Annotated in this window: 13 protein-coding genes; 2 read left to right on the plus strand and 11 right to left on the minus strand. The window is 35.6% G+C overall.

The window, feature by feature from the left end:
- Positions 1-67: 67 nt before the first annotated feature.
- From LQV47_RS15725 to LQV47_RS15760, 8 genes are all read right to left on the minus strand, one after another.
- A complete protein-coding gene (locus LQV47_RS15725; protein ID WP_230038484.1) occupies positions 68-1,114 on the minus strand; it encodes a phytase in 1,047 nt (348 codons plus the stop codon).
- Positions 1,115-1,121: 7 nt separating this feature from the next.
- On the minus strand, positions 1,122-3,932 hold the full coding sequence (locus LQV47_RS15730) for a TonB-dependent receptor (RefSeq protein ID WP_230038486.1): 2,811 nt from the start codon (positions 3,930-3,932) through the stop codon (positions 1,122-1,124).
- A 121-nt stretch (positions 3,933-4,053) separates the two neighbouring features.
- Entirely contained in the window at positions 4,054-4,437 is a 384-nt protein-coding gene (locus LQV47_RS15735) for a hypothetical protein (RefSeq protein ID WP_230038488.1), read from the minus strand.
- A 212-nt stretch (positions 4,438-4,649) separates the two neighbouring features.
- Complete coding sequence (locus LQV47_RS15740; protein ID WP_230038489.1) at positions 4,650-5,387, minus strand: SDR family oxidoreductase; 738 nt, start codon at positions 5,385-5,387, stop codon at positions 4,650-4,652.
- Positions 5,388-5,454: 67 nt separating this feature from the next.
- On the minus strand, positions 5,455-6,156 hold the full coding sequence (locus tag LQV47_RS15745; protein WP_230038491.1) for a helix-turn-helix domain-containing protein: 702 nt from the start codon (positions 6,154-6,156) through the stop codon (positions 5,455-5,457).
- A 373-nt stretch (positions 6,157-6,529) separates the two neighbouring features.
- Complete coding sequence (locus LQV47_RS15750; protein WP_230038493.1) at positions 6,530-6,886, minus strand: nuclear transport factor 2 family protein; 357 nt, start codon at positions 6,884-6,886, stop codon at positions 6,530-6,532.
- A gap of 2 nt (positions 6,887-6,888) precedes the next feature.
- Positions 6,889-7,467, minus strand: a complete 579-nt coding sequence (locus LQV47_RS15755) for an NAD(P)H-dependent oxidoreductase (RefSeq protein WP_230038495.1) — start codon at positions 7,465-7,467, stop codon at positions 6,889-6,891.
- A 47-nt stretch (positions 7,468-7,514) separates the two neighbouring features.
- Entirely contained in the window at positions 7,515-8,345 is an 831-nt protein-coding gene (locus LQV47_RS15760) for a sigma-70 family RNA polymerase sigma factor (RefSeq protein WP_230038497.1), read from the minus strand.
- Between the two features lie 395 nt (positions 8,346-8,740).
- Between LQV47_RS15760 and LQV47_RS15765 the strand changes: the two genes are divergently transcribed.
- Positions 8,741-9,046, plus strand: coding sequence for a hypothetical protein (locus LQV47_RS15765; protein ID WP_230038499.1), 306 nt, complete (start codon positions 8,741-8,743; stop codon positions 9,044-9,046).
- A gap of 73 nt (positions 9,047-9,119) precedes the next feature.
- Here the strand turns inward: LQV47_RS15765 and LQV47_RS15770 are convergent, their stop codons facing one another.
- From LQV47_RS15770 to LQV47_RS15780, 3 genes are all read right to left on the minus strand, one after another.
- Complete coding sequence (locus LQV47_RS15770; protein ID WP_230038501.1) at positions 9,120-9,833, minus strand: hypothetical protein; 714 nt, start codon at positions 9,831-9,833, stop codon at positions 9,120-9,122.
- Between the two features lie 203 nt (positions 9,834-10,036).
- On the minus strand, positions 10,037-10,918 hold the full coding sequence (locus LQV47_RS15775) for a cupin-like domain-containing protein (protein ID WP_230038503.1): 882 nt from the start codon (positions 10,916-10,918) through the stop codon (positions 10,037-10,039).
- 117 nt (positions 10,919-11,035) lie between these two features.
- Positions 11,036-11,530 (minus strand): helix-turn-helix domain-containing protein, encoded by a 495-nt coding sequence (locus LQV47_RS15780; RefSeq protein WP_230038505.1) that lies wholly within the window; start codon positions 11,528-11,530, stop codon positions 11,036-11,038.
- Between the two features lie 876 nt (positions 11,531-12,406).
- Here LQV47_RS15780 and LQV47_RS15785 point away from each other — a divergent pair.
- Positions 12,407-13,294: a hypothetical protein gene (locus LQV47_RS15785; protein ID WP_230038507.1), complete on the plus strand. Its 888-nt coding sequence runs from the start codon at positions 12,407-12,409 to the stop codon at positions 13,292-13,294.
- The last annotated feature ends 1 nt before the right edge of the window (position 13,295 follow it).

The raw sequence follows: 13,295 nt of genomic DNA on the forward strand, positions 1-13,295 counted from the left end.
AATATTATATTTTTAAATCGTTCTAATATTCTTACTGCCACCATTAAAGCTAATGGTTTAAACCTATTTACTTGGATTGATCTGCGGTTTTGATAGCCGTTTTGATTCTTTCTTCAACCATTCTCCAGTCATAGAAGTGAAATACCCGGCCATTGCTCATAGCAACAAATACTCCTTTTGGAAACTTAGGTCCCAGATTAATATTTGTCACTTCAGAACCGTCACTTTCACTGGTAGAAACAGGAATCTCAGCAATTTTTCCCTTTGCAGGATCTTCTCTGAGGTAGACATTAAATGTGTCTTTCTGCTGATTGGAAACCAAAATATATCCGTTCTGTGGGGACGTAGGATAGATGGAAATTCCCTCTACATCAGAGGTGAAATCTCCTTTTCCAAAAACCAATAATTCATCATTCCCTTTTGCCGGATCTGCATAATATTGGTGTACTCCAAACTGCTCGTCAGAATAATAGATATAGCCTTTTTCATCATCTACAGCAATGCTCTCAATTTCCTTTAAACCGCTGTATTTCCCAAATTTCCGGACTACCTCACCTGTGATGGTTCCGTTTTTCTCAGAAAGTTTATATTGCCAGAGATAACCTTCTTTCGGACCTGATTTTCTTCCGACAACAACGAATATATCCCCTGTTTCCGGGTTTTTATACATGGAAACACCCATTGGGCCGCGCTCTGTTTCTCCTTCAAATACAGAAATTTCTCCAACTTCTTTCAGATCAGGAAGGCTATACAGTTTTACCTTATTGGTTTCTCTTTCTGTAACCGCTGCAATGTCCGTTTTTTTACCATTTACAGTAAAACCGTATTCAATATCTACATTATTAGGGCGTTTAAGCCCTGAAACTTTATGAATTATTTTACCGTTAAGATCGAAGGCATACAATCCGCCATCAGTATCTTTATCTGTTCCGATGATGATACTTTTTGAAGCATCGTCAGGATGGATCCATATGGCTGGATCATCAGTATCATGAGCTACAGTTTCAGTAATAACGCTTGGTTTAAGTTTTTCTCCTAATTCTTTTTGCCCTGTACAGCTGATCACAAAAGGAAAAGCTGAAAGAGCAATGATACAATATTTTATTTTCTTCATGACTGTTTTAAAAATCAAATTTTACCCCCATGGTAAATCTGGGTCTGTAATATTCTGCCTGAGCCGTCCTGCTCTGGATTCCCTGATAATATCTTAACGGCTGATTGGTCAGATTATTGGCTTCAGCAAAAATTCTCAGCTGGCTGGTAATTTTATAGGAAGCGTTGGCATCCAGAAAAAACTGTTTGTCATAATACCGGTCATCAAAAGCTTTTCCTCCCAGCTCATCAATATAATGAGAAGCATAATTCACAGAAACTCTGGCTGAAAAATGCTTGTTTTCCCATGAAAGAGAGCCGTTGAACATATGGGGTGCCGCTCCGGGAAGTCCTACATCCGTTCTTTCTATACCGTCTTCATTAGTAATGCCTTTTGCCTTCGATTTCGTGTAAGTATAGTTAACATACACTCCAAGACCTTTCCAGAATGCTCCCGGAATAAAATCAAGCTGTCTTTGCAATGCGACTTCAAATCCGTAAATATCTACATTATCACCATTGCGTTGTTGGGTAAATTTCCAGTTGCTTTCACCGGAAGGAATAGGGTTGGATTGCCCTGCAAAGTCGGCGGCGAAGTCACCAGCCGTATAATTTCTTTTGGAGTATGTGTAAATAAAATCATTAAGGTTCTTATAAAAAATTCCTCCTGAAAGAATCCCTACAGACTTAAAATACTTTTCCGCCATAAAATCAAAATTATAGGCGTAAGTGGCTTTCAGATTGGGGTTTCCGGCTGCCACGATTTCATCTTCAGAGATCACGTTCAGGTAAGGGACTAATGAGTAATAGTTCGGACGGGCAAGTGCTGTAGTAAATGCAGCGCGAAGTACAAGATCCTGTACGGGAACATACTTGAAAGAAAGGTTGGGAAGAACATTGGTGTAAGTATTGGTGTTATTGATTTGCCCTAGCAGGTCTTTTTCATTCATAACGTAATTCCCGGTGTAATCAATCTTTGTTGTTTCCACACGTGCCCCAACAATCATGGAAAGTTGATCATTGAAATCCTGATCCCAACGGATATACCCTGCATAGATCTGCTCTTTTGCTGTATAATTGCTTGAAAGGAATTTTTCAGGCTTAGATTTTCCATTGAACAAAGCAGGGTTAAATAAATCTAAGCTTCCCAGATATGCCGGATCAACAAATGTACCCGGAATATAATTTCCCGCTTGGAAGTTATGCCCATCAAGATATACTGTAGGTACGGAAAGAAGGCTTCCCATATTGCTGATCGGTTGAAAAGCATAAAAGTCATTTTCCCTTTCTTTTTCCTTCAGACGCATACGGAAACCTGTACGAAGTCTTCCTTTCTGATCTTCAATGACAGAAAAAGGAAAACGTACATTCACTTTTGCCCCAAACTCCTTCTCCTGGGTAAAGCTGTTGGCATCCGAAAGATCACTTAATTTATAGCTTCCTAAATTATCAGCGGCCAGAGGGGTGATAACCGGGTTTTCAGGATCACTGAGATTCTGAGAGAAGTTCATTTTGCTGTTTTCAAATTCTATATAGCGCTGATGAGGTTTATCTTCACTGGCTATGGCATAATTCATCGACCAGTCAAGATCTACTTTAGATCCGAGCAAATGCTCACCCCGTAAGGCATAATTCTGAACTTTTTGTTTTTCTAAACGGGTGTTATCATTGCCTGCATCGCCACCCTTATTCTGTCTGGTAATGCTGCCTTTCCAGTCTGTGATTTCTGTTTCATCAGCATTATACACAGGCTTTATTTTATATCCCAGTGCATAGCGGGTTTCTTTATCATTCCTGAAGTTGTACATTGCTGAGGCATAAATCTTATTTTTTGAATCGAATTCATAATCCATATTAAGATCAAAACTATGCCTGATGCGGTGCTCGTTATAGTAACGTACACCCATTTTGCTGATATAGGCTGTTTGGGCAGCGTCATTAGCCAGGCTCCATACGGGTTCTATATTATCTGAGCCGAAATTATTGTTGTTATAGGAAAAACTGAGTACAGCACCCAGCTTTTTGTTTAAAAACCTGTTTCCATATACGAATCCTGCTGTATAATTGCCTTTTTCGCGAATCGGACTATATCCTCCGGCCAGGGTTGCTGAAATTCTCTGTCCGTTAGGGGAAGCCCTAGTGATAAGGTTTACAGAACCTCCGATAGCATCAGCATCCATATCAGGAGTTAAGGTTTTATTAACCTCAATGGTAGAGATCATATCCGAAGGAATCAGGTCCATCTGTACATTACGGTTGTCACCTTCAGCAGAAGGAATTCTGTCTCCGTTTAGGGTAACAGAATTAAGATTTGGGGCAAGACCTCTGATAATAAGATTTCTTGCTTCACCTTGATCATTCTGGATAGTAACCCCCGGAACACGTTTTAATGCATCTCCAATATTGGCATCAGGAAAACGTCCAATCTGGTCGGAGGAAATCACATTGGTGATATTGGCATTGTTTTTTTGCTTGTTTAGGGCTCTTGCCTGGTTTTTTAAAGTAGCTCCTGAAACCACAATTTCTGCAATAGAGTTTTCTTTTTTATCAAAAACAATATTTTGACGGGTGTTTTTTTCAGGTTCAACGGTTACATTATAATCATGTACTCCATATCCCAGGTAATCAATCTTCATGGTATAGGTGCCCGGAGGAACATTAAGGAAGACAAAATTTCCATGCTCATCAGAAGTTGTATAGATATTTCCGGGATTTAAGGATATTTTGGCTCCCGGTAATGCAATCTTAGCGTCGTCATTAATGTTTCCGGAAAGAGAACCGGTTTGTGCATAGAAAAAAATAGAAGCACAAAACAAAACGGATGTAAAAATTTTCTTCACTTTCTTTTATTAGATTAAAAATCGAAACAAATTTAAACGTCTGTTTGGAAAAAGTGTTGAAGTGAAAATTAAGATTGTTTTAAGATTTGTTAATATAGGAAACGTGAAGCTTCCTATTTTTCTAGGTTTCAGATCCTAACCCCTTTGCCGTATGATTTCCCTCCAGTAAGAAAGTCAATTCATCACATTGTATAATTTTACCATCCTGAATGGTAAATTCTGCCAATACCTTATGCAGAACGGTACTTCCATCTTTTAAAACAGATGTTGCGATATGCTTGGTAAAAATAGTATTCCCATTTTCAGCATAATTAATAATTTCGAGCTTTTGTTCAGCTACTTTTTCCTTAAGCTTTTTTATATGCAGGATGAATTCGTCATAATTCAGCTGGGTATGATCTACAAACTGAACATATTGCTTGGAAAAGTACTTTTCGATTGCTGTCTGATCAAATACAGGGTTTTCCAGCACCTCACTGAAAACCTGTTGTATAAAATGTTTCATAATTTTATTATTTGAAACAAAATTACATCCGGCATTCTTTGCTGAACGATAACATTTGTAAAGAAATGTGAATGTGATAACAAAACAAAAGAATAGTACTGCAAAGAAATTTTTCCGAATTTCAATATACTATTTCCGGTACAAGAAATATATACTCCCTCAGGATAGGAGTACTCTTATAAGAAATTGTCATCCAACCTATTGTATTGGTTTTACCAAGGTATCTCACCGGTTTCAGGATTGTTTTCTTCACTAAAGAATTTGCCTGTGGCCCCGTCTTTGCCCAGTAAAGCATATTTTACAATCCGTTTTCCGGCATCTTCGAGACTGCCCGGCCCACGATGACCGTTGAAATCTGTTTTAGTATATCCGGGGCAAACAGCATTTATTTTGAAAGCGGTATCTTTTAACTCATAAGCCAAAACAACGGTAAACATATTCATGGCTGATTTTGAAGAAAGATATACAACGCCTTTGTTGTCATAGTATTTATATGTTGGGTCGCTATGCAGAGTAATTGAACCCTGGCTTGAACTTACATTTACAATACGGGGTTCTTCCGACTTTTTCAGTAAATCAATAAATGCCTGGGTAACTCTTATTACACCATAAACATTCGCATCATAAGTTGCTTTAAACTGGTCAATGGTTGCGTCGAGTGCAGTTTGTGGATAACCTCCATAAATACCCGCATTATTAATAAGTATGTCCAGTACTTTTGTTTTTTTTCCTATTTCCAAACGGGCATTTTTTACCGATTCGTCATCCGTAATGTCAAGCTGAATAGCTTCTATATTGTTTAGCCCCTCTGCTTTCAGTGTATCGACGGCTTCCCTGCCGTTTTGTAGGTTACGACTGCCGAGGTAAACATAAATTCCTTTTTGGGCAAGCTGCCTTGTTACTTCAAAGCCAATACTTTTGTTAGCTCCTGTTACTAATGCTGATTTCATTTCTTTGTTCTAAAATTAATACAACAAATGTATAAGACTACAGGAGAAGGGAGATGGACAAATCACTTTATTTACCAGACAAATCCTGGGTGTTTTCTAAAAACTCAGTCACGCTTTTTCCTGTACATTTTTTAAAAAACTTAGAGAAATAGTCAGCATCATTAAATCCTAATTCGTAAGCCAGTTCTTTTACAGAAAGATTTGAATAATGCAGTTTTCGCTGTGCTTCTATCATTAAACGGCTGGTGAAAAAATTCTTAGGTGAGACGCCAGAATATTCTTTTACAATTCGGTATAAACTGTTGGTGGTCAGGGCTAGTTTTTCTGCAATCGTATGGATAGAAGGCTGCTCGGTGAGATGGGCTTCTACGGCTAATTTAAACTCAATAAATTTTGACAAGTTGGGGTTTAAAATATTTGCAGGCTCTTTATTTTTAAAATAGGCACTATTTAATTCTGCTAATAATGAGTTCAAATAAGCTAATATTATTTCTGTATCTGATTGGTTTTTGTCAGTTTGAAGGAGTTGGTTTAAAATTTCAAAAACTTTTTGTACGCGCTGCCTGGCTGCCTCATTAAGTCTTATTTTTTGCGTGTTTAAAGGATTAACTAAAAAAGAAAATTGTTGCGGAAGCAATGCCAAAGTATTTTCATCAAATATTACCTTATAATAGGTAAGATTATCTGCTTTATGGGGTGGTGTGAAAATCTGGTTAGGCATTGCAAATAGCAATTGTCCTTCAGAGAGGCTAATGTCCTGCAGATCCAATGTATAGTCGATCGAACCGCTTTCAATCAGTACAATAAAATAAGACGACAACTTACGGGGTTGAAGAAGCTTTTGTTGAATATCATCAGACGGATAGGGGATTTCTGTTGAGTTGAATTGTATGCCCATCTATCGTGCTGTTGCGACCTGTTATGTATTTCGTTTGTTTTTTGCATGTGGTGCAGATTAATGGTTACATAGAATTACTTCTACTCATTTTGTATCGTAAATTTATAAAATTATCCCCGCTTGATTTTAATTGATATGCTGATTTTCTGCTTTATACTACTTTGGAATAACCTTATATTGTTTGTTAGTACATTTCCATTTAAACAAAATATTGCATAGAGAGAAGGGTTTCTGAGACTACCTTCTATTTGCTTTCTATGGAAGGCATATTGGTTATCACCTGCCATTTCCCATTTTCCTGTACACAGGTGATGAGAGAAGAAAACCTTAATACAGAGCTTTCCAGAGAAACCTTAGCGTAAGCAATATTATTGTTGTGCTCTATGAAATGGTAAGAAATTTCACGAGGCTTTCCACCAAAAACCTTTTCCCGTACCAGGCCGATATATTCTTCTTTTGGAATAACGAAAATCCCAGGTCTGTCAAAGAAACCGTCCTGAATATTCTGATAATCTTTGTGAAGAATTTCTTCTAAAATTGCTGTGTCACTGTTGTCGCCACCTTTAATGAATCTTTCAATGGTTTGTTGTATCTGTTCCATTATTAATTGAGTTGTTTTAAAATTTCCGATTGTTGTATGCATATTTTTTCGCTGATGCTGGATTGATCTACTGTACCATCCAGCGGAAAGTAAGAGATTTCAGTGATTCCCATAAGACTTAAAAGCTGAGTAAGATGGTTTTCCAATGGATTCAATGTTTCAGTACTAATTCCTCCCATTGAAGAAATAATGTAAGCTTTTTTATTTTTAAGTAATCCTTTTGGGATAGTACTGCCAGTAAATGTTTTTTTTGTTCTGATCACCAGGTCAAAATAGGCTTTCAAAGAAGATGGTATTCCATAGTTGTACATCGGGCAGGTGATGAGAATTTCATTACTTTGGTACAGTTCACTGATGAGCTGATCAGATAAATGAGTATCCCTCTCATCGGGAATCTCACTGAAAAATGCATGGATCGTCTCCTGGGTAATATGAGGCATAAGCTGTCTGCTAACATCTCTTTCAATAATAATCCCTTCCTGGTTTTTTGTCTGCCATTGCTGAATAAAATAATCACCTAAGGTTCTTGAATAGGAGCCTTCAGTTCTAAGACTGCTGTCGATTCTGAGTAATGTGTTCATACTTTTTTCTTTAAAAGACACATTGCTTTTCCCAAACGTGACACTTATTACAATCTTTTTAATTTTTCAGGGTCTACAATAGAATAGATTTCTCGGATTAACCCCTGAGGATCAATATCTAAAATATGACAGTTGTAAATACGATCTCCCTGCCAGAAACAAATAGCAGGCTGATGATTAAAAATATGGAAGGTATAAGGTCTGTTGCCTAGAAACTGCTGCTGTACGTAGGCCAGAAGCTGGGCAGTAGCAGATTTCCCAACTTCTACAGCTTTGATCACACGAACCCGTTTTCCACCATCCGCAGAAAGCCTGATATCATCGATAAGAAGTTCTTCAATTTTGGGTACATTTCCTTCGCTTAATGCTTGCTGATATTGTTGAAGAATGTCCATTTCAGGAGAAATACTGATGGAATCGGGAGTATATTTTATATTTTGCAGCTGTTTACCTGCGCGACTTAGCAGTTTACGGGAATTTTCCACCGAAATATCAAGAGCCTCTGCAATTTCCTGGTGAGAATAATCGAAAGCTTCCTTGAGAATATAGACTGCACGTTCTCTGGCATTCAGTTTTTCTAACAGAACAAGCAGGGTATAGCGGGCAGTCTGTTCTTTGATGAGTTTATTCTCTGCATTTTCGAAAGAAAGCGGCTCAGGAAGCCATTCTCCATACACCATTTTTTTGCTATGTCTGTTTTTAAAATTTATAGCATGGTTAATGGTGCTTTTGATCAGGAAATTAGTCTCATTCCTGATCTCTGATTTATCCAGTGAAATATATTTTTCTATAACATCCTGTACCAGGTCCTGGGAATCCTCATAGGAACCCGTAATATTATAGGCATAGGTGAGGAGCCTGTTGTAATTTTCCTGCATGATATTTCTTTGTAAGACAAACTTAGTGAACAAAACGTGACAATATTGATTAAAGATTAAAGATTAAAGATTAAAGATTAAAGATTAAAGATTAAAGATTAAAGATTTTGTTGTTAAGCATCAATAGGGGCGGGCTTTAGCCCGCTCTCATATAAAACAATACGTTTGGCTTTAGCCTAAACTTAAACTCTATTCTTTCATGAGATTATAATTAATTTTTTTGCAATTTGCACAAGAATCATTAATCCCAATAACCACATTTCCGGAAATTCTGTCAAATGAAAAAGCTGATAAGCGGTATGTAGATTCAGAAGTGCATTATTTTAATCTGGATAATAAAAGTATTTGCCCTGAACATTTTGATGATCTGATCAGAATTTATAGAACAATCAAGCATGCATTACGAGGGGATGGCTCAATTTTCTGAGGATAAAGAAATTGAAAAATTGATCACCAAATTTAAAATGACACTGATGAAACGTGAAAAAACAGCTCCTTATAATTATCAGGAGTACGAATTACTGAAAGGGAAAAATGCTTTACCATTTCTGGCTGAAAGGTATCATTATACCTGCTTTAATGAATTACTGAAACAGGTGAATGAACAGAACGAAAGAATGCCGAATGAATTTAAAGGACACTTTACAACGGATGAAGAAGAGATTATAACTATAAGAACACAGGTGAAAATTCAGCAATAATAAACAATTTTTTAATCAATTAAAAACTGAAAAATAAAGAATTAATTATCCTGTTCTCCTGGTTTTGTTCCCTTTAAATGAACCCTTTTGCATAATAAAGCTGAATAAGAAAAAAAAGCAGGGTAAAGATCCATATTACATAAGGGTGATACCGAAAATTTTCTTTCAGGATATAATGCAAAGCTTTGAATAATTTAAAAAGCCCAATAATTCCTATGACTGCAAATAATAATAAAACAATAAAAAACAGATCATCTTTTACCCCGTAAGTGTGTAGCTTTTCAAGATGAGTGAGATAAGCCTGCACATTGATGGTCTGCCCAAGAAACATGGCAGAAAGAATGAGTAAAAAGAATGGAGTAGAAGTATAAACAGTTGTATAAATGAAAGAAAACAGCAACGTACGAAAGGTTACGGTATTTACCTTTTCTTTTTTATACCACAATAATATCACGCTGAATAATACGGCTGTACAATTGTTGATCAGGAATATAAATAAAGCCTTTTCTACCATGCTTAATTCCTTGATCCTGGAAATAAAATTTTGTTCGCCACCATAATCCATCAATAATACAGAAATAATGACAGAGGTGTATACTGAAAGTTTGATCGGAGATAAATAATCCCGAAAGCGTTCTGATTCTTCCTTTTCCATTTCATGTACAGAAAAATCATAACAACGGCTGGGTTTCTGGAACAGTTTAAAAATAGTTACCGGAACCAACAGTATTTCTATAATAATCTGAAGGCAGAGTTTTTCAAAGCTATCAATAAGTTTTTCAAACATATAGACCAAATAAAGGATGAAGAAGTTATTTGTCTATGCAATTTAATTAAAAATTTTAATTGAAATGATGGATAAAAGTAAAATAGTGTATTTAAGAATAAAGAATAAAGAGTAAAGAGTAAAGAGTAAAGAGATTTTCAGCTATGATAAGAAAAACGGGTTGAAAGAAATCTCTTTCAACCCGTTTTTGATGAGTTTATTGCTTATTTTGGCAGTCCTTTCTTTAATGCTGTATGAGCTCTTTCAACAGCCTTTCTTTCTTTCCAGTCCATATATCTTTTTTTATAACGGCCTTTCATGAAATTATCAAAGTTTCGCTGAACAGTCAGATTCCACAGGGAATGTGCTTTTACAGCCCAGCTTTTGTCCCATGCACGAAGAGAGATGGAGAAAGATCCATCCAGGTATTTCATCCAGTGCCACCAACCGGTAGGCATGAATAAAGTGTCTCCATGTTCCAGATAACATTCTATCCCTTCAATTCCATCCAGCGCCGGAAATTTTTCAAAATCAGGATTGGCAATATCATAATCTTCCAATGCATATGTTGCATAAGGGAGCTTATATAAACGGGTTTTCCATTTGTATTCAAAAAGAAGAACATGCTTTCTCCCGTTAAAATGAGTATGGAAAATATGAGGCATGTCAATATCATAATGAAGGAAGGTCACCGAACCTTTTCCTCCAAAGAACATACTTGGATATTTATCCAAAAATCCTCCCATCAGATTCTTAGGTGGGATATAATCATCCAGCAATTTGGGCGCAAATTTAATAGGGTCAAAAAAGAAAATTCTCAGATCGGTAGGCTCCTTTTGAATCAAATCAATATAGTCTGCGAATTTCATTTTTGTAGTGGGTGTATTGATGGGAGCTGCAGGATCAGCTTTTGCGCTGTCATATAAAGGAACAGTCACATCACCTACGACCTCTTTCATGTACTCCATCGTCCATTTTTGATACGCAGGCCACTTTTTAGCCATATTCTTGATTACCACTGGCTTACATGGCTTTAGATACTTTTCACGGAAATCTTCTTGTGAAATGTCATCTACTACATCAATAGGTTTAAGGAATAGTCCCATTTGTTTAAAATATTAGGCTAAATTATTAAATATTTATGACAATGGATATAATGAATTTAAATTATTTGGAACTAATATAAATAAAAAAAGAATTAGCTGTTTTTTACTTTAGCAATTTTAGCTTTTTTTGATATTTTGGTTGAGGTTTTTTAGAAAATGAGTAGGAGATATTTTATATTTTTCATTGAATTTTTTAGAAAAGCTTTGGGCTGTATTGAAGCCGGTCATATCTGCCATTCCCTGAATACTTTTATAGCGTAGCTTAGGATTTTTTCTCCATAGCTCTGTGGCATGATTTAACCGTAAATCATTAAGATATGAAGCAAAATTCTGCTTTTTATAATGATTGACTACTTTTGACATATAGGATGTATTGGTAGCACATTCTTTTGCTAAATTGGATAAAGAGGCATTTTTATCCAGATATTTTTTTTCTTTTTCAAAAGTTTCAAGAGAGTGAAGGATACTTTCAACAATTAAAGGATTAATATCTGTAAGTTCAAAAATATTCTCTTCACTATGTAAGATTGTTTCTGGTCTGTGGAAACTGTTTTGTATTTCTTGTTTTTTTATTTCCTGAAGATAAAGACCCTTATAGTATTTCTTTTTCATATGTGTTGTAAAGACCAGATGCATAAGACCAGCGAGTATAATGAGTGTAGTTACTATAGTCACAGAATATAATCTCTTTTCCCAGGTGTGTAATTGCCGCAAGTTCGAGTTTTCCTTATTTGCCTTTTCCAATTTCTTATTCCATATTATCTGATCTTGTGTAGAGCTTTTTAAGTGAGTTACAAGGCTGCTGGATATGCTTTTATTTGAAGCATATATAGTCTGAAAAGGACTTCGTATAAAGGCCTGAAAAGAAATGGCAGAGAGAAACAAAACGGATAGAAAAATTCTCATGGCAATGAATTAATTTTTATAAAAGTACAAAATTGAATTGAGTTGACAATCATTTGATTTTTAATTATTTGTAAATTATTAATGCTTTTTTTTACACACATATTTTATGTTTTTACTGATTGTATTTATCAATTTAATGAGATATACAATATGTAAATTTGGATGGGAACTATGGTTTATTATAGATTTATTCTAAACAAAAAACACAATAAAAACGCAAAAATCTGGCAACGCTACATTACTTATCCATTATTCTTTTAAAAGGCAAAAGAAATAAGGTCTTTTTTATCCATTCTTATCTTTAAGTATTTCCAGCCATATAACCTGGCAAATGCAATTCGGAAATAGATTTATCTATCCATAATGAGAAATTACTGATAATCGGGATACTATACTTAAAGTTCACTATACTGGTGAGTAAACAGTAACCTGAGTAGTAAAATAACAGTGCGGGACTGCGCAGCAATATGTATTGAAATACAGGAACGATCAATTAAAAAGCTTAACAAGAAATATAGAAAATTAAGTATTGAACTGAAAGAATAACTTCTACAAAATAATTACAAAAAAAATATAATAATCATGAAAAAATACCTACTTACACTATCTGCTTTTGTCTTTTCATTCACTTATTCTCAGACACAGCCGTGGAATATAACTGGAAACTCAGGGACTAATCCTTCAACGAATTTTATTGGAACTATTGATAACCAGAGTTTGGTGATCAAAACGAATAATAAAGATGCTTTGCACATCAATGCAACTGGAAAAATAGGCATTGGGACAAGTGCCCCATTAGAGACACTCTCAATTCATAATGGGAGCATAAGACTTACTGGTGGATATAATAGTACTGATACATCTGTGGGAGGAGGGCCAAAAATTGTATTTGGGGATTCAAATGATAATCCCAATCAGCAGTATAATAGGGGAGAATGGAGTATTGAATATATTGAAAGAGCAACACAGGATAACTCTATAGGGGGACTGAGTTTTGGTAAGCCATGGCCTTCCCCGAGCTTTGGAGATTACAAATTATATCTTGCTAATAATGGCAAAATAGCGATGGGAACTAAAAATATTAACTGTGCAGATTGTGATTCATATTTACTTTTTGTAAAAGATGGGATAAAAACAGAGAAAGTAAAAGTAGAGATCGCTTCGGCTAACGGCTGGGCAGATTATGTATTCAAAAAAGATTATAAACTGATGGGTTTATCTGAAGTGGAAAAACATATTCAGGATAAAGGGCATTTACCCAATATTCCTTCAGCAGATGATGTGGTAAAAAATGGTATTAATCTCGGAGAAATGGATGCCAAATTATTGGAAAAAATAGAGGAATTGACTCTGTATTCTATTGAACAGAATAAAAAACTTATTGATGGAGAAGAAAAAAGCAGAAAACAGCAGGATTTAATAAATAACCTGATACAAAGAATAACCACTCTTGAAAATAAAACCAAATAGA

This window comes from Chryseobacterium sp. Bi04, from assembly GCF_918698085.1.
Taxonomy (GTDB): Bacteria; Bacteroidota; Bacteroidia; order Flavobacteriales; family Weeksellaceae; genus Chryseobacterium.

Bases quoted from the DNA above. Each gene is read 5' to 3' on its own strand.
- LQV47_RS15770 (WP_230038501.1), bottom strand. From the start codon at position 9,833: ATGTTTGAAAAACTTATTGATAGCTTTGAAAAACTCTGCCTTCAGATT.
- LQV47_RS15725 (WP_230038484.1), bottom strand. From the start codon at position 1,114: ATGAAGAAAATAAAATATTGTATCATTGCTCTTTCAGCTTTTCCTTTT.
- LQV47_RS15785 (WP_230038507.1), top strand. From the start codon at position 12,407: ATGAAAAAATACCTACTTACACTATCTGCTTTTGTCTTTTCATTCACT.
- LQV47_RS15780 (WP_230038505.1), bottom strand. From the start codon at position 11,530: ATGAAAAAGAAATACTATAAGGGTCTTTATCTTCAGGAAATAAAAAAA.
- LQV47_RS15740 (WP_230038489.1), bottom strand. From the start codon at position 5,387: ATGAAATCAGCATTAGTAACAGGAGCTAACAAAAGTATTGGCTTTGAA.
- LQV47_RS15760 (WP_230038497.1), bottom strand. From the start codon at position 8,345: ATGCAGGAAAATTACAACAGGCTCCTCACCTATGCCTATAATATTACG.
- LQV47_RS15765 (WP_230038499.1), top strand. From the start codon at position 8,741: ATGCATTACGAGGGGATGGCTCAATTTTCTGAGGATAAAGAAATTGAA.
- LQV47_RS15755 (WP_230038495.1), bottom strand. From the start codon at position 7,467: ATGAACACATTACTCAGAATCGACAGCAGTCTTAGAACTGAAGGCTCC.
- LQV47_RS15735 (WP_230038488.1), bottom strand. From the start codon at position 4,437: ATGAAACATTTTATACAACAGGTTTTCAGTGAGGTGCTGGAAAACCCT.
- LQV47_RS15775 (WP_230038503.1), bottom strand. From the start codon at position 10,918: ATGGGACTATTCCTTAAACCTATTGATGTAGTAGATGACATTTCACAA.
- LQV47_RS15750 (WP_230038493.1), bottom strand. From the start codon at position 6,886: ATGGAACAGATACAACAAACCATTGAAAGATTCATTAAAGGTGGCGAC.